We start from the raw sequence: 24,846 nt of genomic DNA, 5'->3' as shown, positions 1-24,846 counted from the left end.
CAAGCTGATAACTTTAGTTTCTCAAAGATTAAAGTTAAGTTATTTTCACCAAAATCTACAGAAGACTTTTCAGCTATGATTAAAATCCTCCACACAGCCGATTGGCATCTCGGCAAGAGATTACAGGAGTATTCCCGGTTGGAAGAACAAAAATTGGTATTGGACGAAATCATCTCCATCGCAGATGAAAATGAGGTGGACATGGTCCTCTTGGCCGGTGATATCTTTGACACCTTTAACCCCAGCCACGAAGCCGTCGAACTCCTCTATAAATCCCTCCGAAAGCTCTCAAAAAACGGAACCAGGCCAATTATCTCCATTTCAGGGAATCATGACAGCACCCAGTTTGTAGAGGCTCCAGACCCTTTGGCCAGGGAGATCGGCATCTTTTTCTATGGAAGATATGACACGGTGATCCCTGTCGGAAAGCTGGATTCCGGGATCGAAATCACGCAATCAGAGGCAGGATTTATCGAAATGAAGCTTCCGAAATTCAATTTCCCGATCAGAATCCTACTTGCTCCCTACGCCAATGAGGTTTTGCTGAAAACCTATCTGGGAGAAGTAGACCGTGAAGGGGAATTCCGGAATGTTTTGGAAGAAAAATGGAGAAATTTGGCGGATAAGTACTGTGATCAAAATGGGGTGAATCTTTTTTTGGGTCATTTTTTCTTTATGAAAGAGGGCGAAAAACCCGAACCTGAACCCGAAAGTGAAAGACCCATCCTCCACGTTGGTGGCACCCAGGCGATTTTCACCCACAATCTCCCAACACAAATTCAATATGCGGCATTGGGCCATTTGCACCGCTACCATGCTGTGGACAAATCCCCGTTTCCTGTGGTGTACAGCAGTTCCCCGCTCGCCTACTCCTTCAGTGAAGCGGAACAACAAAAACAAGTGGTTCTCATGCAAGCCGAGCCAAACAGGGCAGTCAGCTATTCCCCAATAGGGCTGACTTCCGGGAGGATACTATACCGCAAGACTTTTGACAACCTTCCCGATACACTCAATTGGCTGGAGCAAAACCCCTATGCTTTTGTGGAAATCACTTACGTCACCGAACATTCCATCGATGCATCCACTCGAAAAGCCATCATGAAAGCCCATGATGGAATCGTGAATCTCATCCCACAGATCAAAAATCCGCTCGGTTTGGAAAACCAAAGCTTAAAAGTCGAGGACCTGGGAAAGGACATGGTCAGCCTCTTCAAGATGTTTTACCAAAGTGAAAAAGGACAGGAACCCAACGAAGACCTTGTCGGAATTTTTAAAGAAGTCATGAGCCAAAACGAAGAAGGATGATACCCATAAAACTTGATATTCAGGGATTGTACTCCTATAAAGATACCCAAACCATCGATTTTTCCCAGTTGACTGCCGCAGGCCTTTTTGGTATTTTTGGCGCAGTCGGCAGTGGAAAATCGTCCATTCTGGAAGCCATCCTTTTGGCCTTGTATGGAAGCACGGAACGACTTTCCGATCGTGGAGAAAAAACCAGCATGGTCAATCTTCAGAGCGAAACCCTGCTGATCACTTTTGAATTTCGGGCTGGTCCAAACCACAGTAAAACCTATTTGGCTAGGTATTCGGCAAAAAGAAATCCGAAAAACTTTGAGGATATCCGTCCAGCCGAACACACTTTTTACGAAAAGCGGGACGGGATTTTGGAACCGCTCACCCAAAAGGCGGAGGAATTGGTTGGGATGAAAAAAGAACATTTCAAACAAACGGTGATCATCCCTCAGGGCAAATTCCGGGAATTTATCGACCTCACCCCCGGGCCAAGGGCAGAAATGATGAAGGAATTGTTCGGATTGGAACGTTTCGATCTTTCCGCAAAAACCGGAAGCCTACTCAAAGCCCTGAGGGAGGAAAAAATCAGGTTGGAAACCCAACTGCTGGCTTTGGAAAGTTACTCCAAGGAAATTCTAGAGGAAAAGGAAATCCAAATCAAGGAAATCGCCTTCAGCGCCGAGCAATTTGAGCTGGCTTTTATTGCTGCGGAAACCCAGTTTTCCAAACAGGAAGTATTGCAGACCAAAAACCAACAGTTGCAGGGATATTTGAAGGAATGGGCATCCTTGGAAGAAAAACGAGCGGAGATCGTTGAGAAGAAAAACATCTGGAAAGATTTCCTACGCGCCAAAACCTATCTGAAACCCGTTTGGAACCTGATCAAGGAAAAGCAATCCGATTTGGAGAAATTCAGGGTGAGTGTGACAGACTGCTCTAGGTTCAAGGAGGCTTACGAATTGGAAATTGCCAAACTCGAAGAAGAAGAGCTAAGGCTCAAGGAGCGAGCAGAACAAAAATCCAACCGGGAAGCCAAAATCCGGGACCTCAAAAAGGTGATGGAAATCCAAAACCTGATGCTTGCTGTGAAGGAAGCCCAATTCTTAGTGGAAAAATTACAGCCTGAAATCGAAGCAAAAACCAATTGGCTGAAGGAATTGGAAAGTGACATCAAAAAAAATGAAAGCAGCGCAGAGCAAATCGCATTGCCCGACCTTGCCCAAATGGCGGAATTGAAAAGTGCCATCAGGGATTGGAATCAATGGGAGGCGCAACTGACAAAAATGCACTCAGAATTCAAGGCCTTGGAAGCCTCCGGATTTGAAATGGCAAAGGTGATCCAGGAATTGGAAAAACAATTGCCCTTGCAGGAAACCAGTTTTGAGTCCTGGAACATTTCCCAGAAGCATCTGCTGGGGAAATTGGAAATGGAGAGGGAGAAATTACAACAGAAAACAGGTCTTGCCACCCATTTACATTTGTTGACCGAGGGCGAAGCCTGTCCGCTTTGCGGATCCACCACGCATCCACATCCCATCGAAGACCAAGAAGAGGAGGCGGAATTAAAAGCAAATCTCCAAGAAATCGAGGCCGCCAAGATTCTTTTGGAAAATATCACCAAGTATGCGCGCACCCATTCCGAACAAAAAATCAGGTTTGAAAACCAATTGCATAACCAATCCACCAAACTGAATGATTTGGAAGCGATTCAATCCCAATTGGGTATTTTAAAAGAAAGCCTCAAAGCCAAAAACCTCCACACCAAGGAAGCTTTGTCTGGATTTATCCAGCAAACAGATGCGGATTTGCAAAAAAAGGAGGCCTTGCTTCTTACCGTTAAAGCCTCCAGGAAAAAGGCCGAGGAGTCAAAAACTGCTTTGGAGCGGGAAACAATAGACCTGCGGACGGCTGAGCAAAAACTGATGGGGCTGGTTACTACCATTTCGGCAAAAAAAGAGGAAATCAAAGACACATTGTTCTGTAAACCTTTCTTCGAAAAAGAAGCCGATATCATTTCCCAAACCATCCAAAAAGTACAAAGGGATATTGAGGAAACCACTTTTCTGTTGGAAGGAAAACAAAAGGTTTTGCGGGAAACCCGATCCAAACAAGCCACCAACCTGGCAGACCTGAAAAACTTCGAGAAGTCCGTCATTGAGACCGAAAACAAAATCCAGGAATTGAAGGAAGAATTTGAAGCCTTGAAACAAACCCATGGCTTTCAGGATGAGTCAGCATTGATTGCCTTGTTCCATCATTCATTGGATGCGGACAAAGTGGACGCGGAAATCAGGCAATTTGAAGACCGGAGTTTATTGGTCAAATCCAAATTGGAGGAATTGCGTGGGGAAACCGGTGTGTCTGAATTCAGCCCAGAAACTTTTGAGCAATTTCGAAGTGAATTGTCAGAAAAAAAATTGGCCTTGAATGCCATAAAAAAGGAATTCACTTTGCTCGACCAAGACATCAAGGAAAGCAAGCTGAGATGGGAAGAAAAGCAGCTCCTACAAAAGAAATATGGAAAGCTGGAAAACAGGGAGTCCAACTTAAAAGAACTGGATGGATTGTTCAAAGGAAACGGTTTTGTAAAATATGTCAGCCTGATCTATCTCAAGGAACTTTGTAACACCGCCAATCTGCGTTTCATGAAACTGACGAAAAACAGCCTGAGTTTGGAAATTGACGACAACAACACCTTTTGGGTCATCGATTACCTGAATGGCGGAAAAAGACGACTGCTCAAAACCCTATCTGGAGGACAGACTTTTCAGGCTTCGCTTTGCCTGGCTTTGGCCTTGGCGGAAAAAGTAAAATCCCTCAACCAAGCGGACCAGAGTTTTTTCTTCCTTGATGAGGGATTTGGTGCATTGGATAAAAGTGCTTTGCGGGTGGTCTTCGAAACCCTTAAATCCCTTCGCCATGAAAATCGGATCGTGGGCATCATCAGTCACGTGGAAGAGCTCCAGCAGGAAATTGAAGTCCATGCAAAAGTGGTCCTCGACCCTGAAAAAGGCAGTCAAGTGGGGTACTCATTTTAGGGTGTCCGGGCTTGGAAATAAATGCCAAATGGTTCTTACTTGGCTGGGAAAAGTCTCGATCAACCCTGTTTCTTGTCTGGCTGTCCTGGGCGAAAGGCACAATTGATTTCACATAAATCCCACATTTTGACATGTTTGGATTGAAAATTGACTGTTGTGCCGATATGAGAAATACTTACATACGTTTCCTAGCCTCATTCTTTATCGCAGGATTGCTGATCACGGGAGCATGCAAAAGCACCAAAAACACCCCTGTCACCAAAAGTAAAATGACGGAGGTACAAGGAAAGGCAAGTTTTTATGCGAATCGGCTTGATGGCAAAAAAACGGCAAATGGAGAGATTTACAATGCAAAAAAGATGACCGCCGCACACCCGACGCTTCCTTTTGGCACTCAAGTAGAGGTGACCAACCTGAGCAATGGCAAAACCGTCCGCGTCAGGATCAATGATCGTGGTCCGTTTCGAAAGGGGAGAATCATTGATCTTTCAAGGGCGGCAGCAGAAAAGCTGGACATGATCAAATCCGGAGTGACCCAAGTCGAGATCCGATATCGGTGATCGTAAGCTGCAAAGGTATTCTCTATATCTATCCAAAAAAGGCAGGGATAATATTTTACTCAGTACATTGAGTAAATTTACTCAATGTACTGAGTAAAATATTTAAAAGTGACACTATTGACTGATTAACAATATTTTACAAAATTATTTTTTAAGGAAATTATACATAAAAAGCAGTCGGAATGACCCCCTTTTATGTAAATAAGTCCACAATATCCATTCGTAAAAACTCTTGCCAAGGGATGCCATCATCGCCAATCAAAAGGGATTTTTCAGGTTTGAATTTTTTATTGAAAGCATTCAAGCCTGAAAGATTTCCTGTCTTGGCCGACTTGACTTCAAAGGCAATCACCTTTTTTTTGTATTCCACCACAAAGTCAACTTCTTCATTTCCCTCCCTCCAATAGTAGAGAGACAGTTTCTTGTCCTTGAAGGATTGATTGATCAAATGAGCGCCCACGGCAGATTCCACCCACCTTCCCCAAACTTTGGGGTCAGCGATCAGGGTCTGGAAAGTTTCAGTGGAAATCCCCGACATGATTGCCGTATTGTGCACCATGAATTTGGGACTGGAGGAACGCTTCCGGACCATGTTTGGGCTGTATTTTTCAAGTCCCCCCAAGAGCCCCGCATCATTCAATAACTCCAGATAATTGGCCAAAGTGGTGGTATTGCCCGCATCGGCAAGCTGGCCCATGATCTTGGTGTAGCTCAGTACCTGTCCTGAATACACCGACCCCAACTCAAACAAGCGCTTCATCAAAGCTGGTTTATCAACCCTTGTCAGCATCAGGATATCTTTGGAAATGCTGGTTTCCAAAAGGGAATCCCTGATGTAACCTTTCCATCGGTCTTCATCCATTTTCAGGGAAATGGCTCCTGGATATCCCCCAAACCAGATAAATTCCTCTGTAGTCAAACCGAAAGCGTCATGCATTTCTCCATAGGACCAATGGCCCATATAGGTGGCTTCAAACCTACCCGCCAATGACTCGGTAAGTCCCTGCTGCAACATCAACCTTGATGAACCCAATAGCACCACTCGGATATCCAATTCCTCGGTGGTATCCTTATCCCATTCTGCCTTTATTTGTTCACTCCAATTGTCGATTTTCTGAACTTCATCGATGATGAGCAGGTAGGGTTTGTCTTTTGTGGCCTGATGGCGGACACGGGCATTTTCCCACTGCTGCGCGATCCAGATGCTGTCTCCTGCTGGCACCGCATCCGCCGCCACCAATGCATGCGGATAGTCCAAGGCCTTGACAATTTGCCGGACCATTGTGGTTTTCCCAACTTGTCGGGGACCATATATCACCTGAATAAACCTTCTTGGCTCGTCTTGAAGACGCCTTTGGATCAGGTCTTTTTCTTTTCTTTGGTAGTCCATTTTTTATTTACTCAATGTATTGAGTAAATTTACTCAATACATTGAGTAAATTATAAAAGTTGCTCTATTTTATTTTAAATCAATGGATTACAATAAATAAATAAGGATGTTTATTGGATATATTTTTCAAAAATTGAGTCAATTACTCCCTTCTGATTAAAAAATTCAGAAAAAAAGAACAGAAAAAAACCACCTCCAAAGCAGTAATGACTTTGAAGGTGGTTTTTATTGGCGTAGCCCAACTGAATTATCTCACCCCAAAATGGTAAGCAATCCGGTGGGTATATTTTTCGCCTGGATTCAACCTTGCCGTTGGAAAGGTTGGTTCATTTGGTGCATTGGGAAATGTTTGTGGCTCCAAGCAAAAACCCATGTGTTTGTTGTACGTGATGCCATTCGTGGTTTGTTTTCCATCCAAGAAATTGCCTGAATAAAACTGAACCGCTGGGGAATCCGCAAACAGTTCCATGGTCCTTCCTGAACCGGCATGGTAAACCTCAGCCATTTTGACCAAATTCTTATCATTCTTTTCTTTGACCACATAGTTATGGTCGTAGCCTCCTGGGATCTGATCAATTCTTTCGCCGATCGAATGTACCTGGTTGAAATCAAATGGGGTACCCGCCACCGGAGCCAATTCACCCGTTGGGATCAAGCCTGCATCAACCGGGGTGTATTTGGCGGCATTGATCACCAACTCATGACCGAGAACGTCTTCCTTCATTCCGCTGAGATTGAAATAGCCGTGGTGGGTAAGGTTGATGATGGTCGCTTGATCTGTTTCGGCCTGAAATTCCAACAAGAGCTTATTGTCATTGGTAAGTTCGAAAGTCAAAACCGTGGTCAGGTTCCCAGGATAACCTTCTTCACCATCAGGACTGAGATAAGTCATTTTCACCTTCATGGACTCTTTCCCTTCGATGAGTTCAGCATCCCAGAATTTACGGTTGAAGCCCAATGGTCCACCGTGGAGATGGTTTTCTCCGTTGTTTTTGGCGAGTTGGTAGACTTTACCATCCAATTCAAATTTTCCTTTGGCAATCCTGTTTGCATATCTTCCCACGGAGGCACCCAAGAAATACTGATTGGTGTCGTATTGGGCAATATTTTCATAACCGAGTACGATGTTTTCGGGTTTTCCGTCCCTATCCGGCACGATCAGTTTGGAAATGATTCCACCGAAGCTGGAGATTTCCACTTCCATTCCGTTCCCATTTGAAAGATGGAATACTTTGGCTTTTTGATCGCCAATGGCCACCTCTTGTACTTTGACTTTGAAATTGATTTCTTCTTTCTCCATTTCTTTTTCTTCGGTTTTTTGGGAGTTGCAGCTCCAGAGCATTCCTGCAAAAAGGGCAAGGAAAATGCGCATGATTTTCAGGTTGTTTTTCTTCATGTCCATGGGTTGGTTAGCATCCTTGACCGTAATAGGCATCTTTTCCGTGTTTCCGTTCATAGTGTTTTCGGATCAATGCTTCTTTTAGCCTTGGGGCCTTGGGGTTAATTTGAAGGGTAAGATAAGCCATTCTGGCTATTTCCTCCAACACTTTGCTGTTATAAACTGCTTTGGCTGCATTTTTCCCCCAGGCAAAAGGACCATGATTTCCGATCAGGACCATCTCCACTTCTTCGTAGGAAAGCCCTTTGTCGGAGAAACAATCCAAAATCTGATGTCCGGTCATCTGCTCATAGTCTCCCAAAATCAAGTCATCCGACATCGGGGGTGCACAGGGAATATCTGCAGTCAAATGGTCTGCATGGGTGGTCCCCAAAATCGGGATATCCATTTGAGCTTGTGCCCATGCTACTCCATAAGTAGAATGGGTATGGACAATCCCTCCGATTTTTGGCCAGTTTTTGTAGAGAAATGCATGGGTTTTGGTATCCGATGAAGGACGCATTTCCCCTTCGATTACAGTATTGTCAAAATCCAAGATGACAATATCCTCCACCTTCAGTTCTTCATAGGGAACACCACTAGGTTTGATTGCAAACACCCCTTTATTTCTGTCTACGGCACTCACGTTCCCGAAAGTGTACACGACCAAATCCAATTTGGGCAATTGCATATTGGCTTCAAAACACTCTTTCTTCAATTCCTGGTATTGGCTTTGACGGCTCATTTATAGACTATTTTGTAGTTTCTTCAATTTGACTCCCAAACACAATATATTGCTGGTAAAGCGATTCGTAAATGGCGACATGGTCCTCGATGGGCTCATAGACTTTGTCGAAGCCATTGCTCATCGCTTGGATGGCGGCCTGAGTGGATGGATGGATACCAGCAGCGACCGCTGCATACATGGCTGCACCCAAAGCTGGGGCTTGTTCCGACGTAGCAATTTTGATAGGCATGTTCAAAATATCCGCCATGGTTTGCATGACCAGATTGGATTTTTTCGCCACGCCTCCCAATCCAATTACAGCATCTATCTGAATGCCTTCCTCCCGGAATCGATCCACAATTTTCCTGGAGCCAAAGCAAATGGATTCCACCAAAGCTTTGAAAACCCTAGGCGCATCCGTTCCCATGTTCAAGTTCCGGATCGCTCCTTTCAGAGCTTGGTTCGCATCCGGTGTCCTTCTTCCATTGATCCAGTCCAAAGCTATTGTTTTAGACTCAGAAACCGGTATTTTGATGGCATCATCGGAAAGTCTGATGATGATTTGATCCTCTATTTCAGCTATCAATTGTTCTTTTTGATCTCCGCTGATGAGCGTACTCTTCTGAATAAGCTCTATGGAAGGCTTGACAATTAGATTTTTGAACCAAGCCAATACATCACCGAAACCTGATTGACCCGCTTCCAGGCCAATTGTCCCGGGAATTACCGATCCGTCCACCTGACCACAAATCCCGGAAATCAATTTGTCTCCAAGTATTTCTTTATGGGTGACCATAATATCACAAGTGGAAGTACCCATCACTTTGACCAATGTGTTTTCTGTGATTTCTCCACCGACAGCTCCCGCATGGGCATCAAAGGTACCTACGGCAATTACCGTATCTTCTGACAACCCCAGCTTTTCAGCCCATTCTTTGCTCAGGTGGCCGGCAACCTCATCAGAAGTATAGGTTTCTGTGTAAAGCCTATCTTTCAAATCTGTCAAATATGGATCGAATTTTCCAAGAAACTCTTTTGGCGGCAAACCTCCCCATGACGCGTGCCAAAGGGCCTTGTGACCTGCAGCACATCTGCTTCTTTTGAAACTCAAGGGGTCTTCACAACCGATCAACTGGGCCGTGATAAAATCACAATGCTCCATCCAGGAAAAAGCGGCGTTTTTGACCGCTTCATCTTCTCTGATGACGTGCAGGATTTTTGCCCAAAACCATTCTGAAGAATATATCCCTCCTTCATATTTGGTGAAATCCTCACCTCCCCAAGTTCTTGCTGCCTCATTGATTTCATCCGCTTCTTTGATGGCAGTATGGTCTTTCCAAATCACCATCATGGCATTCGGATTATCGGCAAATTCCGGTTTCAAAGCCAAAGATTGCCCTTTTTCATCGACAGGCATTGGAGAAGAACCTGTGGTATCCACGCATATTGCCCTTACTTGATCTTTAGAAACTCCCGACGCTGACAAAACCCCTTTGATGGTTTGTTCCAATCCTTCAAGATGGTCCAAAGGATGCTGCCTAAATCGGTTTGAAATTGGATCGCAATATTTCCCCTCTTTCCATCTAGGATACCAATACACATGACTGGCCAGACAGTTTCCATCCGAAGTATTCACCAAAACAGCCCTGACAGAGTCAGAACCATAATCAAGGCCAATTACATATTTATCATTCATATCAAATTATTTAACCCTTACCATCAAAATCGCATTTGCGGGTACAGAGATTTTTAAATTGTCCTTGTTCAGTTTGAAATCCTTAAAAGCTGCTTTTTTTACCACTTCTTTATTTTCAAAAGTATTGTGGGAGTTGATGGCCGGAGCGGTGATGTATTCAGCCGTTACTGTTTTTGCGTCAATCCCTCTCAGCACAACATCCAAATCGATTTTTTTGTCAGGATTGATATTGGCGATACTGATATTGACGGTTCCATCCGCAGATCTAGATGTTGAAACATTCAATGCTTCCATTTTTTCCTTCCCAAAACCCACTTCCTCGGATTTCAAATCGTGTGAAAGCAAAGTAGCATCTTTGTGAGGCTTGTACAGATCAAAAACATGATAAGTTGGTGTCAGAATCATGTCCGTATCGTTCGTCAATATCACAGCTTGCAAGACATTGACTGTCTGGGCAAGGTTCGCCATATGCACACGATCCGCATTTTTATTAAAAATATTCAATGAAATAGCTGCTACGTGGGCATCGCGCATGGTGTTTTGCTGATACAGGAATCCGGGATTTGTTCCGGGCTCCACTTGGAACCACGTTCCCCATTCGTCAATGATCATCCCGATTCTTTTCTCAGGATCATATTTGTCCATAATGGTTCCATGACGCTTGATCAACTCATCGATTAAAGCGGCCTTTCGAAGCGTTTCTAGGAATTCTTCCTTGTTGAATTCTGTGGCTTTCCCTTTATTTTCCCAAGTGCCCGCGACGGTATAATAATGCAATGAAATACCGTCCATCATTTCCAAGGGGATATTTTTCATCAAGACTTCTGTCCAATTGTAATCCCAGTTGTTTGCACCCCCGGCGATTTTATAAAGTGTGTTGCCGCCATAATCTCTGGCATAAGTCGCATACCTTCTGTATTCGTTGGCATAGTATTCAGGCGTCATATTTCCTCCACAACCCCAACTTTCGTTGCCAACACCCCAATACTTGATGCCCCATGGTTCGGCTTGACCATTTCTTTTTCTCAATTCGGCCATCGGGCTCACGCCATCAAAATTGATGTATTCGATCCATTTGGACATTTCCACCACAGAACCACTTCCAACATTTCCTGTAATATAGGGCTCTGTACCGATTTTCTTGGCAAAGTTCATGAACTCGTGCGTTCCAAAAGAGTTGTCCTCTATGACGCCACCCCAATGTGTATTGACCATTTTGGGTCTCTCGGCAGGATCTCCGATTCCATCTGTCCAGTGGTATTCATCCGCAAAACAACCACCAGGCCATCTCAAATTTGGAATCTCCAGGTTGATCAAAGCTTGCATTACATCCTTTCTATACCCGTCTTCGTTCGGAACATCAGAATCCGGTCCTACCCAAATACCTCCATATATACTTCTTCCAAGGTGCTCCGCAAAGTGCCCATAGATGTGTTTGTTGATCCTGACATCACCTTGATCAGCATTGATGATCAAGCGGTTTTGGGCCAGGGAAATGAAGGAAACCAGCATCGCAGCCAGTAGCATCGTCCCTTTTAAGCTTTTTGTTTTCATAGGTTTATATTAATAGGTTAATTTTTTTTGCAGTTTTCAATCAGCTTTTAGGAGCCTGACATAGTGGATTCTCTCTGTTTCAAGTCCATCGATACTGACAAATTTTACTTCTATTTCTTGGGTTTTAAATCGGGAAATATCGGAATCACGGTCAGTGATTTTCTGTGATTCATTGGAAGTAAATTGCTCCTTGATCAAGAGTTATCCATTGATGAGAATTTGAAATGTCTATCAGAAAACATTTTTTTGAATTTCAATATTTTGAGGAAACATAAAACTCTTCTCTTAAGAACAAGGCTTAGACCCGAGTGATGCATTACCACTTCCATACTGACCAAAAATTGCTTAATAATCAGTCTCTCTTACCTGTTTTTGAATTGACTAAATCGGCGCTACGTCTTATTCTCCGAATAAGCTGATTTTCAAACAGTTTCAAACCCATTGGGAAACCTAATGTATAATTGGCAATAAATTTTCATTCGAATATTAAATAAATAAAATCAAGAAAACAATTTTAAATGTATTTTACACACTAATATGTTTTGGCATTTAAATAAATGGGGTCTACCTCAATTCCTAATTTTATTAATCCCAGGAATCCATCTTAAATGATCTAAACAGTCCAAAAAGTTTTTTTGGGTTAAAGTCTTAAATCTTGATGGATTCCACAAACCTGTTTTTTGCTAAAAAAATGGTCCCGTCACACATACTGATTCCTTTTATTCCCTTAGATTATTTGATAAAAAAAGTTTTAATCTTAAAATCCAACCTATTTTGTTTTTAAACAAAATCCGTAATATTTGGGAATGAAAAAAGAATTTTACTTTGGAAAATATAGACTTTTCGGACATTCCAATGAATTATCTAAGCAGATTGATTTTCTGTACTCTCCCTGAAAAAAAACTGGAAAAATCAACCAAATTGAGTTTAAGCTTTCATAAAATTATTTAAAGCTGCTTATTTTCTACTTTAGGAGCACTATATTTAATTTTCAAAAAAAACTGCTCGAAACAACCAATCCTTCCCAGCACAATGAAATATTCCAATCAGACCCGGATTTTAGTAGCAGTAGATTGTATCATATTCGGTTTTGACGGAACAGATTACAAGTTGCTGCTCATCCAAAGGGGATTTGCTCCCGAGAAGGAAAAATGGAGTCTTATGGGCGGATTTCTGGCGCCCGACGAATCCTTGGACGAAGCCGCCATCAGGATTCTCAACCAGCTGACAGGGCTTCATGATGTCTACATGGAACAAATGCAGGTTTTCAGCAAACCTGATCGGGATCCTGTGGAAAGAACCATTGCGGTTGCATACGTTGCGCTCATAGATATCCAGAAATACATGCAGCAGCTCAATGACAGTTTCCATGCAAAATGGTTTACCATACAAAACCTTCCAAAGATGATCTTTGATCATGAAGAAATGGTGGAAATGGCCAAGACACGACTCAGATACAAAGCAGCCATGCATCCCATTCTTTTTGAATTGTTGCCTGATAAATTCACCCTGCCACATTTACAGGCCATGTATGAAAGCCTTTACGATACCAAAATCGACAAAAGAAACTTTACCAGAAAGGTGCTTTCGACCAATTTACTTATAAAAGAAGACGAAAAAGACAAAACCAATTCAAAAAAAGGAGCCTTCTTTTATCGACTGGACAAGGATAAATATGAGGAGGAGTTTCAGAACGTACAAAATTTTATCCCAAGGATCGAAATCCCCTCCTCCAGCGAATAAGGTCAGGGAAATATTTTTTTTCTTTTTTTTAGGTGTAATTAATACGCTTAATTTTGAATTGGTATATTGAGCATCCAAAGAAAAATGTGTTTCCAAGTCTTATCGAAGAAAAGCAACCCTTTTACAAGGTGTCAATTTGGGCTTCAATATCGACCATGGATTCACCTTTTTAAGGAAACGATACAACAAATTAAATTCAGAGAAATCAATAATTCGCTTGAATGAGAAAACCCAAGTTTTCGGTGTCTCATTTTCCATTCAATGCATGCTCTTGCTTCAATCTTGATGCATCAATTCATTTTTGATAACAAATGAATGGCGCACAACAAACCTAACTTAGATGATAAATAACCTTAAAAACAAGCAAATCTGGTTCCTGACGGGAAGTCAGCATTTATACGGAGAAGAAACCTTACTCCAAGTTGCCGCACACTCGGAGTCCATTGTAGCCGGACTTAACGATCAAGCGGAATTATCCATCACCGTGGTGTTCAAGCCCGTGGTGAAAACCTCTGAGGAGATTTATTCGATCTGTCAACAGGCAAACAACGATCAAAACTGCATCGGGGTCATTGCCTGGATGCATACTTTTTCCCCTGCTAAAATGTGGATCAATGGGCTGAAGGTTTTGCAAAGACCGATGTTGCATTTCCATACGCAGTTCAACAGGGATATTCCGTGGAATTCGATCGATATGGATTTCATGAACCTCAACCAGAGTGCCCATGGAGACCGTGAATTCGGTTATTTGACAAGCCGCATGAACCTTGGCCGCAAAGTAGTGGTGGGACATTGGCAAGATCCGGAAGCCGTAAAGGAAATTGACACCTGGGCAAGAGCCGCCAATGCCTGGCACGATTGGCAAGGGGCCAAATTTGTGAGGTTTGGGGACAATATGAGAAATGTTGCCGTGACCGACGGAGACAAAGTCGAGGCGGAACTGAAATTCGGATTTTCGGTAAATACCCATGCCGTCGGAGACCTTGTCGCAGTGATCAATTCCATTTCCGACCTAGAGGTAGACAAACTTGTCCAAGAATACGAAGATGCCTATACGATTGCCGAAAATCTAGTGAAAAATGGCTCCAGAAGACAATCCTTGTTGGATGCCGCTAAAATCGAACTGGGCATGAAGGCATTTTTGGCCAATGGAGGATACAAAGGGTTTTCAAACACCTTTGAAGACCTCCACGGAATGAAACAACTTCCCGGAATCGCAACACAACGATTAATGGCCGAAGGGTATGGCTATGCTGGAGAAGGTGATTGGAAAACCGCTGCTTTGGTAAGATCAATGAAGGTAATGGGAGCGGGATTGAAGGGTGGAAATGCTTTTATGGAAGATTATACCTACCATTTTGACCCTGATAACAGTCTGGTTTTGGGTGCCCACATGTTGGAAGTGGATCCAGTGCTGGCTGCCGGAAAACCAAGGTGCGAAGTCCATCCCCTCGGCATCGGTGGAAAAGAAGATCCCGTCAGACTTGTCTTCAATGCACCGGGAGGACAAGGATTGAATGCTTCACTCGTGGATATGGGCAATCGGTTTAGATTGGTGGTAAACGAGGTAGAGGCAGTCGAAGCGCCATTTGATTTGCCAAACCTTCCTGTGGCAAGGGTGATGTGGAAACCACTCCCCGATATGAAAACGGGCTGTGCGGCGTGGATTTATGCCGGAGGTGCACACCACACCTGCTTCAGTCAGAATCTTAGTTCGGAACACCTGTCTGATTTTGCCAAAATAGCGGGTATTGAAGACATCATCATTGATGGAAGTACCAATCTGAGGCAACTGCAAAATGAGCTCCGCTGGAGTGATGCCTTTTATAGGTTTAGGATGTAAGGTTTGCCAGCATCCGGTCATGATTTACAGCGATTAGGAAGTGATTATCTATTCACTTTAAAAGAAAAAAGAGAAGCCCAAAAAATAGGCTTCTCTTTTTTTATGAAATGTATTACTCAATTTCAATTTAAAATATTGGCATTCACCCATTCAATCTCTTCCTCCCGGATGGTGTGTTCTGAATCTGCAAAGATCAGGGTTTTGACTTTTGCGCCCATTTTCTCTATCAATAGGGAAGATTCCTGGATCCTTGTCAAGGGGACATGCATGTCCTGCTTGCTTGATCCTATGAAGACCGGTGTGCCTTTAAAGTCCCCTGCATATTTGGAGGGATTGAATTGTTCTCCGATCAAACCTCCCGTAAAGGCGATTACCCCACCGTATTTTTCGGCGTTTTGGGTTGCATACTCCAAGGAAAGGCAAGCTCCCTGCGAGAAACCGATGAAGTAAATTTGCTCGCTTTTGAAACCTCTTTTGTAAAGCGATTTCACCAAATCATCTATGGTTTTCATAGCCTGGGAAAAGGCTGGCTCGTTATTTTTTTCCTGCGCCATAAAACTGTAAGGATACCATGAGCCTCCAACTGCCTGCGGTGCAAACAATGCATAATCCTCCAGGTGTAGATAATCTTTTAGGGAAAGAATGCTTTCTGCACTTGCTCCTCTGCCGTGGATCAGGATTGCAACCTTATTCGCATCCTCAATCTTTTTCCCAGCCTGTTTTATTTCAGCCATAGTCTTCAATATTCAATTTTACCTTTGCCAATCTTGCCACGAGTTTTTCACGGTTTGGCTCAGCCCAATCGGGCAATTTGATCAATTCTCCCAAATGATCCACATCCTCATCGATGGCAAAACCGGGTTCATCTGTCGCGATTTCAAACAACACTCCACCTGGCTCGCGGAAATAAATCGATTTGAAATAATTCCTGTCTTTTACCTCGGTTACATGATAGCCATTTTCCATCAGAATCTTCTGCACCTCCAATTGAGAGGCTTCATTGGCTGTCCTGAAAGCAATATGGTGCACTGTTCCTGCACTTTGGACTCCTGGCTTTCCCTTTTCATCCACCACAATATCAACGATATCCCCGGGCTTTCCCTGGGTTCCATATCGGAATCTATTCCCTTCGGACTGAATGAAATGGTAATCCATAAATTGTGTCATTAATCTTTCTGTGGCTTCTTTTGCCTTAAGATTCAACGTTGCTCCAAAAAAACCCTTGATGGAATTTTCAAGTGAAATGTTCCCATAAGACCATCCAAGGCGGTTATCATCATCCGTCGCCACCAACTCAATCCCCATTCCATCGTGATCCTCAAACCTGATGTACGTTTCATCGAAACGTTTGAGGATTGAAGAAATCGGGATTTTATAGTTTTCCAGTCGCGCAACCCAAAAAGGGAGTGCGTTTTTTGGAATTGAAAATGCCGTATACGTCATCTCCCCTGTTCCCTTCACTCCTTTTTTAGCCCCTTCAAAAGGGAAAGTGGTGAAAACGGTTCCAGGTGCTCCCAACTCATCCCCAAAATAAAAATGGTAAACGCCTGGAGCGTCAAAGTTGATCGTTTTTTTCACCAGCCTGAGCCCAAGAATCCCGGTATAGAAATCGATGTTTCTTTGTGGACTGCCGGCGATAGCGGTGATGTGATGGATCCCTGTGATGCGTGGTTTCATGATGCTGTTTTTTTAATGGCTGCGTATGCTATTGGTTTTTCAAAAGGGCTTGTCCAAGCCTGGGCATTTATTTCCATGGCTTGGACAAGCCAATTTTTCTTGCTTAATTTTTCACCAATTGGATGCTGGCAATGATCCTGATTTGATCGCCTACTACTACACTTCCCGCTTCGGTGATTGCTGACCAGGTCAGTCCAAATTCTTTTCTGCTAATTTTGCCTTCAAGTTCAAATCCAGCTTTGGTGTTTCCGTAAGGATCTCCGGCGATTCCACCGAATTCCACCGACAATTCAATTGGCTTGGTGATGTCTTTGATGGTGAGATGACCGTTCAATGTGAATTCGCCATTCTTGTTTTCCAAAACACCATTTGAAAAAATCAATTTAGGGAATTTCTCTGCATCAAAGAAATCTCCTGATTTCAAATGTGCATCTCTATCTTTCTGATTGGTATCGATACTGTCGATGTCCGCGGTGAAAGCAACTTTTGCTTGGTCGAAATCTTCAGATTCAGTTTCTATCGAACCTTCAAAACTTTTGAAATTTCCAGTTACCGTAGAGATAACCAAGTGCTTCACTTTGAATGAAACCTCAGAATGTGTTGGGTCAATTGCCCATTTGGTTGTGGTACTTGCTGTTGATGTGCTCATGATTTTATTGGTTTTTGTTTATATTTTATTTTTTTTATTATGTCTCTACATTCTTTGTCTATACATCAATAGGCTTAAAAAAACTCAGCCTCTCATTTTATCCAAAAGAAAATTGAGTTGATCCACTTCTTCCTCTGACAGATTGATTATTTTCCTATTGAAGGCATAAACGGCCTCTTCCAATTCTGTCAAAATTTTCAAGCCTTTCTCGGTGATCAAAATATCCACTTGCCTTCTATCCGTGGGACATTCCTCTCTGATGACAAGTTCTTTTTGTTTCAATTTTTCTACCAATCGAGACGCATTGGACATTCTGTTCAACATCCGTTCTTGAATCGAAGAAACCGTTATCGGTTGGCCTTTTTGGCCTTTCAATATTCGCAAAACATTGTATTGCTCCGGTGATATCCCCAAAGGCTTGAACAAACAGCTTTGGTTGGATACAATATAGCTTTGGCTATAAAGCAAATTGACCACGGCCTTGTTGAAAGGGTCTTTGAATTCTTTTTGCTTTATGGCTTCTTCTAACTTCACGTGTATCTATTGTTTTTGTATTAATTGTATATACATGTAAATGTAAGGAAAGGTTTCCCTGCATCCAAAAAAAATTGGATTTATTTGTAAATTATTAATTGACAGGGCTTAGTGGACCGCCAACCAGTCACTGAGAAGCCGATTGATTTCATCAGGTTTTTCGATGCTGCTGCTGTGTCCTGCACCATGAAGCAGGTGCATTTTGGAGTTGGGAATGGATTTTTGGATGAATCTTGCTTTTTCGGGTGTGGTGGCCACATCTTCATCACCTACGATGATCAGCGTCGGGCAGATTATTTTCTTGATTTCTTCTTCCACACCCTTTCGGTAGATGACTGCTTCCACCGACTTGGCAATGGATTTATGATTGGATTTGAGTTCCTGCATCCAATAATCAAACGATTCTTTGTTTTCCGGATTTTCAAGCCAGCTTTTGGCAAACATAATCTTCATCACCGATTTGGCAACGGGTGGAATCACCCCAAACCACCGAACGATAGCATTGAGGAGCTTGTACTTCAGGAGATTTTCTTTTGGTTCTGGCTGTTCGGAAGTTTCCATTAAGATTAAACTTTTGATTCTTCCCGGATACCTCGCCGCCAATCTCATCCCCACAAATCCCCCCATGGACAAACCCACGAAATGAACGGGCTTGCCTACCAGCGCATCGATCAAGGCCAGTGCGTCCAAAGTCAGCAGATCCATATCATAATTCCCTTCGGACACTTGACTTTTGCCTTGACCACGATGGTCATAGGCGATCACGGTATATTTAATTTTAAGGAAGTCTATTTGTTCTCTAAACATCTTATGACTCCAAAGTAATCCATGGGAAAAGAAAACGGTCTCCTCCCCATTCCCTTCCTTGACATAAAACAACTTGGTATTATTCACTTGAATTTCGGGCATATTTTGGCTGAAAAGTGGGGATTACTTGATAATTAAGAGCGCTTTCAATAAATATTGACTTCATTAAGGGGGTTCATCACCAACACACAATAAGAGGCATTTTAAATTAATTGAGAATTTCAGAAAAAATCCCTTTTACCAATCAAGATCCTACCAATCCAATCCAGGTTGCGTGATCCGACTGTTTTCCCGGGCCTTGTGTTCCTGTACGATCTTGCGGGCATCTTCCAGCATTTGTTTGGCATCATATACAATTCCGTCTTTGACGGTATATTTCACTCCGCCAACTCTGATCGGTTCATTGTCCGGCCCGATTCTAATCGCGCCGGTGCCATAAAGCACTTTGATATTTTGAAGCGGATTTTCTTCAAGGATTACAAAATCCGCCAATTTACCAACTTCCACTGAGCCGATTTCATTGTCCATTCCCAAGGCCTCCGAAGCATGAAGGGTGGCTGCCCTGATGACTTCCAAGGGATGAAAACCCGCTTCACGCAGCAATTCCAATTCCCGAATAAAGGCAAATCCATACAACTGATAAATAAAACCTGAATCAGATCCTGCCGTCACCCTTCCACCACGGTTCTTGTATTCGTTCACAAAGGTCATCCAAAGGCGGTAATTTTCTTTCCACTGGATTTCTTCCTCTGTCGTCCAATCAAACCAATAGGAGCCATGGGATTCTCGGGAAGGCTTATAAAACCTCCACAAAGAAGGCAAGGTATATTCTTCATGCCATTCGGCCCTTCTTGCCCGCATCAAATCCCGATTGGCTTCATAGATGTTGAAGGTGGGATCAATGGTGAAATCCAGGTCCAGCAATTCCTGCATCACTTTGTTCCAATGATCTGAATAAGGCGCCGCAGCCTGCTTCCAGAGTTTTCCCGCTTCCGCAAACCGATGCTGCTCATTCTGATAGTTGTAATCCAATCGATAATCCTGAATGGTCCGGTCTTCGAATAGGGCTTCCGGTAAACCATACCAATGCTCCATGGTCGTCAGTCCAGCCCTGGCAGAATGCAAGACATTCCACCTGGCCACATCCATTTGGGCATGGTGCATGGCAGATCTCAAACCAATTCTCTTGTTTTCTTCCATCGCGGCCTGCATCACTTCCGGCTTGGCTCCAAAAAATTTGATCCCATCTGCTCCTTTTTTTGCATTTTCATTCACCCAGGCTTTCGCTTCGGTCGCATTGGTGATTGGTTTTGTGGCCCCTTGACCAAAACTCGTGTAGGCCAAAAGCCTGGGTGCGGTGATGGTATTGGCCGCCGATTTTTTCTTGTGGTCCAAGACCCAATTCAGCCCATTGCCTGCAGAAGGATCCCTCACCGTCGTGATGCCATGCGCCATCCAGAGTTTGAATACGTATTCGGCTGGAGTTCCCTGCCCAGCACCCCCAATATGTCCATGCATATCGATCAGACCTGGTAAAAGATAATGTCCTTCCAAGTCCATGACTTTGTCATTGGTTCCTGCTTTTGGTCTTCCCCCTTCCTTTATCGGAAGTCCGGGATAGCCCACTACACTGATTTCGACAATCCTGTTTTTTTCCACCACGATATCCACAGGGCCAATGGTAGGCGAACCTGTCCCATTGATCAGGTTGACACCCCGAATGATGAGCCGATCATAAGGTCCATCCCCTTCCTTTCGATCGGGAGAAGGCATGACTTGCGCAAAATTGGATTCGGGGAATAGAAAAATTGTAAAAAGAAGCAGCAGTATTGATTTTTTCATAGTCTTGTGATTTGACATTGAAAAATAATCTTTTTTGTGCCAATAAAAAAAACCGAATCTCCCAATAAAGAGCATCCGGTTTTTTAGCGATGAGAAAAAAGAGTATTATTAGTCTTTTCTGAAAGTATAGCGCAATCCAATATTAGCCCTTACAGTAAAATCATAGGCATACATGGGCGTTCCTTCCAACAAAATGGAAAATTGTCGGTGGTTTTCAAGGGGTTTGAAACTCAATCCAATGGGCAAACCAAATTTACCATTATCAATTGAAGATATACCCAACATCAAGCCAAGGTGCACATTGTACCAATCGGATCGTTTTAAATTGACATGACCTAAGGCCTCAATACCATAGACATAGTTCACCACATCACCTGCGAGAAACCGTACTTCCCCAAAATATTTTTTATCGATATCCGTACCGACCCCAATCTGGCTCAAGACACCACCATGGTAAAGACCTGCGTGAACTTGGGCAGTTACATTTTTCACAAGAAAAAATGAACAAAAAAGCATCAGAAAAAGCAAAAGTGATTTTTTCATCCGGTTTGGTTTGGCTATAAACTTCAAGTATAGGTAAATATTAAAAAACCACAAAACCTTAATTTGATTAATTTCCCAATCAACTGGTGAATTTCAGATAAAAAAACCCACACAAAGTCCCCTAATTGAAGGATCCTTTGTGTAGGTTTTCCACTGCTTCTATTTCAGCAAACCTATTCTCTCAAAATCTCCATAGGGGCAACTTTCACGATTTTCCTTCCATTCAACCAGCCAAGGATGACCGTCAGCAGCGTGATGGCAAGATAAACGAAAAACGCCTCCTTGAATGCTGCCCTAAAAGGCAATTCAAAAACAAACTTGCTCAACAGTCCTGTTGCTAAAAAAGACAGCATTATTCCGCTCAATGATGCCAAACTCCCCAAAAAGAAATATTCCAAAGTATTGATCTTGCTCACGACTCCGCTGCTTGCCCCAAGTGTCCGCAGCAAAATACTTTCCTTCATCCGCTGGTATTTGCTGATGATCAAAGAACTGATGAGGACCAATATCCCTGTAATAATGCTGAAGAAGGCCATAAACTGAATCACAAAACTGATTTTACCAAGAATCTCTTCCAGCGTCTCCACGATCATCCCCAAGTTGATGACGGAAATATTGGGAAATTCCCGGACAATCTCAGACTGCACATCGGCGGCTTGTCGATCATTGGCCGTTTTGGTAATCAAGACATGGAATTTTGGCGCATTGTTCAGCACATTTTCTGGAAACAGAACCAGGAAATTGGTGGAAACCTGATTGAACTTGATGTCCCTAAAACTTCCCACAAAGGTCTTGATCGGCCTTCCCTGGACATTAAAGATAATCTCATCGCCAAGATTGATTCCCGTTCTTTCGGCATAGCCTTGATCAAAAGAAACAAAAACACTGTCTCCTTGATTTTCGACCTTGCGCAGGTTTCCCTTTACCAATCGCTCCGAAGCGATCAAAGTATCTCGGTAAGAGACCCTAAATTCTCGATTGTACAATCCCCTGGACCTTCGCTCTTCTTCGGGAAGGTCTTCATTTGCCTTCTTCGTCAGCCCATTGATAGATTCCAAAGCCATGGTCACAATCGGTACTTGTTGCATGATGGGCAGGTTTCTGTCTTTGATCCTGCCGGCCACTGCATCCACCTGATGGGATTGAATGTCAAAAAGCAACATGTTGGGTTGATCTTCCTTCCCTGCAAATCTCGCTTCATCCAAAAGCTGGTTTTGGACAAAGAAGAGCGTGCTGATCATGGCCGTTCCCAAGCCGATGGTTGCGATCAAGGATACGGTTTGGTTGTTGGGTCGATAAAGGTTGGCTAAGGATTGGCGGATGGGGTATTGGAGCGATAGCGGAAGAAATCTTCTGATCATCCACATGATCCCCAGTGCAACTGTCCAAAGTGTTGCAAATGCAAAAACCACAAAGCCCGTGAATCCCAAAGCAACCTTCCAATCTTTCAAAAGGTAAAAACTGAATCCGAAAATAAAGAGCAAAATCGTCACGATCACCGCCCATCGAAGAGGATCACGACTGATTTTCGTTTCTCCTGCCTCGGGCCTAAGCGTAGCCATGGGAGACACTTTCCTTATTTTCAAAAGTGGCAGCAAAGCAAATAGAACCGAGACAAACAACCCAGTCAGCACCCCAAAGCCTACGCTTGTCCAAGAAACCTGAACAGTAACGGCTACAGGCAAAAAATCCTTGAAAACCGCCGGAAGGGCAAACTGCAACAAAGTTCCCAATCCCGCCCCCAATAAAGATCCCAGCAAACCCATCATTAGGATTTGTGTCAAATAAATCAGCATTGCACTCCAAGAGGAAACACCCAAACAACGCAATACTGCGACAGACGCCAGTTTTTCTTTAACGAATACATTGACAGCACTCGCAACGCCCACACAACCCAAAAGCAGTGCAATAAAAGCTACCAAGCTCAGGAAGTTGGAAAGATTTTGGAAAGACCGGCCTGTGGATCTTTTTCGATCGGCCAAGGTATCCGCATCAATCCGCGCCTCATCCCATTGGGCCTCATATTTTGTTTTCAACAACTCCGGATCCTGGTCAGAAGGAAGTTCATAGTACCGGAGGTAGTTCAATCTGCTTCCATATTGGATCAGACCTGTTGCTTCGACATATTCCATCGGAATGTAGACTGCAGGCGCTACCGATGCGGTGATGCCCGTTTGGCCGGGGACTTTTTGAAGTTCCCCTTCAATCAGGAATGTCAGTTCACCTATTTTGATACTGTCTCCCACTTGGGCGTTGAATTGAGCCAAGAGGAGTTTTTCGACCAATGCTTTGCGACCGCCGGACCTGAAACTGGATTCAGCGGATTCGGGCAGGGTTTCCAGCTTTCCATAAAAGGGATATTCACCGGCCAAAGCCCTCACCTGCGTCAATCGGCTATCGTCGGTAGCCGGAAAAACCACCATGCTCGCAAAATTAATTTCCTCTGCGATTCGGGTTGCAATGGAGTCTGTTGGCTGTTCGCCTAAAGGTTGATTGTTTTTCAATTCCAAATCTGCCCCCATCAACTCTTTGGCCTGATTGTTTATGTCTTGGCTGAGGTTGTCTCCAAAGGAACTGATCCCGACCAATGCCGCGATTCCGATCACAATGGAAGAGACAAAAAGCAGGAGTTTGGCCACATTTTTTCGGAAATCCCGAAAGGCCATTTTTAGGATCCAGGAAAGATTATGCATAAGTGTCCTCCTGAATTTTACCTCCTTTGATATGGATGATCCGATTGGTTTTTTTGGCCAATTCCAAGTCGTGGGTCACCAAAACCAAGGTTGTTCCCTGTTCTTTATTGAGGTCAAAAATTAGTTTTTCAATCATCTCGCCAGTCTCCGTATCCAAATTTCCTGTGGGTTCATCAGCAAACAAAATCTTGGGCTCGTTGGCAAAAGCACGTGCAATCGAGACACGCTGCTGTTCACCTCCGGAAAGTTGAGTTGGGTAGTGGGTGGCCCTGTTGCCAAGACCGACTTTCGTCAAAAGCTCCAATGCTTTTTGCTTGGCGTCTTTCCGCTTCTTGAGCTCCAGTGGCACCATCACATTTTCAAGGGCAGTCAAAGTGGGCAACAATTGAAAATTCTGGAAAATAAACCCAACGAATTTGCTTCTGATATCGGCTCTTTGGTCTTCGGAGAGATTTTCCATGGATTGGCCATTGAGACTTACGCTGCCTGTACTCGCAGAATCCAGTCCCGCACACAAGCCCAAAAGAGTCGTTTTTCCACTTCCTGAAGGCCCCACGATGGCAATGGTGTCTCCAGCCTGGATGTCAAAATTCACTTCATCCAACACCGTCAATTTCCGGCTTCCGCTTTGATAGGTTTTTGAAACCTGCTTTACACTCAAAATACTCATAAAAATTGCTGGGGTTTTAGTTGGCAAGGTAACAGTATAAGACGGCCAAAAGGTTTAAATGTTTGGCGTAAATATAAGGTATAGGCTTGGCTTTGAACAAAAATGCGCTGAAAATCGTATTTTTGAAACTATTGCCCAGCGGGCTGGCTTCATGAAGCAGGCAAACAACAATACTTGGCCCCTTGAAACCAAATGTAACTAGACGT

General features: G+C 43.5%; 19 protein-coding genes. 5 read left to right on the top strand and 14 right to left on the bottom strand.

Features of this window, described 5'->3' with window-relative positions; translation table 11 throughout:
• Nucleotides 1–75: 75 nt before the first annotated feature.
• From F824_RS0102545 to F824_RS0102535, 3 genes are all read left to right on the top strand, one after another.
• Nucleotides 76–1,305 carry a metallophosphoesterase family protein gene (locus tag F824_RS0102545; RefSeq protein WP_019596278.1) on the top strand — a complete coding sequence of 410 codons (1,230 nt, stop codon included), beginning with the start codon at nucleotides 76–78 and terminating at the stop codon, nucleotides 1,303–1,305.
• Nucleotides 1,302–4,334, top strand: coding sequence for an AAA family ATPase (locus F824_RS0102540; RefSeq protein ID WP_019596277.1), 3,033 nt, complete (start codon nucleotides 1,302–1,304; stop codon nucleotides 4,332–4,334). The genes F824_RS0102545 and F824_RS0102540 overlap by 4 nt, the downstream gene beginning before the upstream one ends.
• Nucleotides 4,335–4,465: 131 nt before the next feature.
• Nucleotides 4,466–4,894, top strand: coding sequence for a septal ring lytic transglycosylase RlpA family protein (locus tag F824_RS0102535; protein ID WP_019596276.1), 429 nt, complete (start codon nucleotides 4,466–4,468; stop codon nucleotides 4,892–4,894).
• Nucleotides 4,895–5,087: 193 nt separating this feature from the next.
• On the opposite strand, the gene F824_RS0102530 is transcribed toward F824_RS0102535, so the two are convergent.
• The 5 genes from F824_RS0102530 to F824_RS0102505 all read right to left on the bottom strand — a co-directional run bounded on the left by F824_RS0102530 (nucleotide 5,088) and on the right by F824_RS0102505 (nucleotide 11,639).
• Complete coding sequence (locus F824_RS0102530) at nucleotides 5,088–6,284, bottom strand: ATP-binding protein (RefSeq protein WP_019596275.1); 1,197 nt, start codon at nucleotides 6,282–6,284, stop codon at nucleotides 5,088–5,090.
• 247 nt (nucleotides 6,285–6,531) lie between these two features.
• Nucleotides 6,532–7,740 carry an aldose epimerase family protein gene (locus F824_RS0102520; protein WP_236613179.1) on the bottom strand — a complete coding sequence of 403 codons (1,209 nt, stop codon included), beginning with the start codon at nucleotides 7,738–7,740 and terminating at the stop codon, nucleotides 6,532–6,534.
• Complete coding sequence (locus F824_RS0102515) at nucleotides 7,694–8,407, bottom strand: L-ribulose-5-phosphate 4-epimerase (protein ID WP_019596272.1); 714 nt, start codon at nucleotides 8,405–8,407, stop codon at nucleotides 7,694–7,696. Before F824_RS0102515 ends, F824_RS0102520 begins: the two co-directional genes overlap by 47 nt.
• Before the next feature lie 7 nt (nucleotides 8,408–8,414).
• A complete protein-coding gene (locus F824_RS0102510) occupies nucleotides 8,415–10,085 on the bottom strand; it encodes a ribulokinase (RefSeq protein ID WP_019596271.1) in 1,671 nt (556 codons plus the stop codon).
• A gap of 6 nt (nucleotides 10,086–10,091) precedes the next feature.
• Nucleotides 10,092–11,639, bottom strand: a complete 1,548-nt coding sequence (locus tag F824_RS0102505) for an alpha-N-arabinofuranosidase (RefSeq protein WP_019596270.1) — start codon at nucleotides 11,637–11,639, stop codon at nucleotides 10,092–10,094.
• A gap of 1,032 nt (nucleotides 11,640–12,671) precedes the next feature.
• On the opposite strand from F824_RS0102505, the gene F824_RS0102495 reads away from it, so the two are divergent.
• Together F824_RS0102495 and araA are read left to right on the top strand one after the other, a co-directional pair.
• Nucleotides 12,672–13,382, top strand: coding sequence for an NUDIX hydrolase (locus F824_RS0102495; protein ID WP_019596268.1), 711 nt, complete (start codon nucleotides 12,672–12,674; stop codon nucleotides 13,380–13,382).
• Nucleotides 13,383–13,725: 343 nt separating this feature from the next.
• Nucleotides 13,726–15,225, top strand: a complete 1,500-nt coding sequence (araA, locus tag F824_RS0102490; protein ID WP_026333454.1) for an L-arabinose isomerase — start codon at nucleotides 13,726–13,728, stop codon at nucleotides 15,223–15,225.
• Between the two features lie 122 nt (nucleotides 15,226–15,347).
• On the opposite strand, the gene F824_RS0102485 is transcribed toward araA, so the two are convergent.
• The 9 genes from F824_RS0102485 to F824_RS0102445 form a co-directional block, all read right to left on the bottom strand.
• A complete protein-coding gene (locus tag F824_RS0102485) occupies nucleotides 15,348–15,959 on the bottom strand; it encodes an alpha/beta hydrolase (RefSeq protein WP_019596266.1) in 612 nt (203 codons plus the stop codon).
• Nucleotides 15,952–16,902, bottom strand: coding sequence for a ring-cleaving dioxygenase (locus F824_RS0102480; RefSeq protein ID WP_019596265.1), 951 nt, complete (start codon nucleotides 16,900–16,902; stop codon nucleotides 15,952–15,954). Before F824_RS0102480 ends, F824_RS0102485 begins: the two co-directional genes overlap by 8 nt.
• A 103-nt stretch (nucleotides 16,903–17,005) precedes the next feature.
• The gene (locus tag F824_RS0102475) at nucleotides 17,006–17,551 is read right to left on the bottom strand and encodes a YceI family protein (RefSeq protein ID WP_026333453.1); all 546 of its coding nucleotides are present in this window, start codon (nucleotides 17,549–17,551) and stop codon (nucleotides 17,006–17,008) included.
• An 84-nt stretch (nucleotides 17,552–17,635) separates the two neighbouring features.
• On the bottom strand, nucleotides 17,636–18,085 hold the full coding sequence (locus F824_RS0102470) for a MarR family winged helix-turn-helix transcriptional regulator (protein WP_019596263.1): 450 nt from the start codon (nucleotides 18,083–18,085) through the stop codon (nucleotides 17,636–17,638).
• Between the two features lie 108 nt (nucleotides 18,086–18,193).
• Entirely contained in the window at nucleotides 18,194–18,994 is an 801-nt protein-coding gene (locus F824_RS0102465) for an alpha/beta fold hydrolase (protein WP_019596262.1), read from the bottom strand.
• Between the two features lie 150 nt (nucleotides 18,995–19,144).
• Nucleotides 19,145–20,734 carry an amidohydrolase family protein gene (locus tag F824_RS0102460; RefSeq protein ID WP_026333452.1) on the bottom strand — a complete coding sequence of 530 codons (1,590 nt, stop codon included), beginning with the start codon at nucleotides 20,732–20,734 and terminating at the stop codon, nucleotides 19,145–19,147.
• A gap of 108 nt (nucleotides 20,735–20,842) precedes the next feature.
• Complete coding sequence (locus F824_RS0102455) at nucleotides 20,843–21,277, bottom strand: hypothetical protein (protein ID WP_019596260.1); 435 nt, start codon at nucleotides 21,275–21,277, stop codon at nucleotides 20,843–20,845.
• 173 nt (nucleotides 21,278–21,450) lie between these two features.
• A complete protein-coding gene (locus F824_RS0102450) occupies nucleotides 21,451–23,970 on the bottom strand; it encodes an ABC transporter permease (protein WP_019596259.1) in 2,520 nt (839 codons plus the stop codon).
• Complete coding sequence (locus F824_RS0102445; RefSeq protein WP_019596258.1) at nucleotides 23,963–24,640, bottom strand: ABC transporter ATP-binding protein; 678 nt, start codon at nucleotides 24,638–24,640, stop codon at nucleotides 23,963–23,965. Before F824_RS0102445 ends, F824_RS0102450 begins: the two co-directional genes overlap by 8 nt.
• Nucleotides 24,641–24,846 lie beyond the last annotated feature (206 nt).

It is taken from the genome of Rhodonellum psychrophilum GCM71 = DSM 17998, assembly GCF_000381545.1.
Lineage (GTDB): Bacteria > Bacteroidota > Bacteroidia > Cytophagales > Cyclobacteriaceae > Rhodonellum > Rhodonellum psychrophilum.
Note: the sequence above shows the minus strand (reverse complement) of the source record. Positions and strands in the feature narration are given on the sequence as shown.

Excerpts from the sequence above, each read along its gene's own strand:
- F824_RS0102545 (WP_019596278.1), top strand. The coding sequence starts at position 76 with ATGATTAAAATCCTCCACACAGCCGATTGGCATCTCGGCAAGAGATTA.
- F824_RS0102540 (WP_019596277.1), top strand. The coding sequence starts at position 1,302 with ATGATACCCATAAAACTTGATATTCAGGGATTGTACTCCTATAAAGAT.
- F824_RS0102535 (WP_019596276.1), top strand. The coding sequence starts at position 4,466 with ATGTTTGGATTGAAAATTGACTGTTGTGCCGATATGAGAAATACTTAC.
- F824_RS0102530 (WP_019596275.1), bottom strand. The coding sequence starts at position 6,284 with ATGGACTACCAAAGAAAAGAAAAAGACCTGATCCAAAGGCGTCTTCAA.
- F824_RS0102520 (WP_236613179.1), bottom strand. The coding sequence starts at position 7,740 with ATGAACGGAAACACGGAAAAGATGCCTATTACGGTCAAGGATGCTAAC.
- F824_RS0102515 (WP_019596272.1), bottom strand. The coding sequence starts at position 8,407 with ATGAGCCGTCAAAGCCAATACCAGGAATTGAAGAAAGAGTGTTTTGAA.
- F824_RS0102510 (WP_019596271.1), bottom strand. The coding sequence starts at position 10,085 with ATGAATGATAAATATGTAATTGGCCTTGATTATGGTTCTGACTCTGTC.
- F824_RS0102505 (WP_019596270.1), bottom strand. The coding sequence starts at position 11,639 with ATGAAAACAAAAAGCTTAAAAGGGACGATGCTACTGGCTGCGATGCTG.
- F824_RS0102495 (WP_019596268.1), top strand. The coding sequence starts at position 12,672 with ATGAAATATTCCAATCAGACCCGGATTTTAGTAGCAGTAGATTGTATC.
- F824_RS0102485 (WP_019596266.1), bottom strand. The coding sequence starts at position 15,959 with ATGGCTGAAATAAAACAGGCTGGGAAAAAGATTGAGGATGCGAATAAG.
- F824_RS0102480 (WP_019596265.1), bottom strand. The coding sequence starts at position 16,902 with ATGAAACCACGCATCACAGGGATCCATCACATCACCGCTATCGCCGGC.
- F824_RS0102475 (WP_026333453.1), bottom strand. The coding sequence starts at position 17,551 with ATGAGCACATCAACAGCAAGTACCACAACCAAATGGGCAATTGACCCA.
- F824_RS0102465 (WP_019596262.1), bottom strand. The coding sequence starts at position 18,994 with ATGCCCGAAATTCAAGTGAATAATACCAAGTTGTTTTATGTCAAGGAA.
- F824_RS0102460 (WP_026333452.1), bottom strand. The coding sequence starts at position 20,734 with ATGAAAAAATCAATACTGCTGCTTCTTTTTACAATTTTTCTATTCCCC.
- F824_RS0102455 (WP_019596260.1), bottom strand. The coding sequence starts at position 21,277 with ATGAAAAAATCACTTTTGCTTTTTCTGATGCTTTTTTGTTCATTTTTT.
- F824_RS0102450 (WP_019596259.1), bottom strand. The coding sequence starts at position 23,970 with ATGCATAATCTTTCCTGGATCCTAAAAATGGCCTTTCGGGATTTCCGA.
- F824_RS0102445 (WP_019596258.1), bottom strand. The coding sequence starts at position 24,640 with ATGAGTATTTTGAGTGTAAAGCAGGTTTCAAAAACCTATCAAAGCGGA.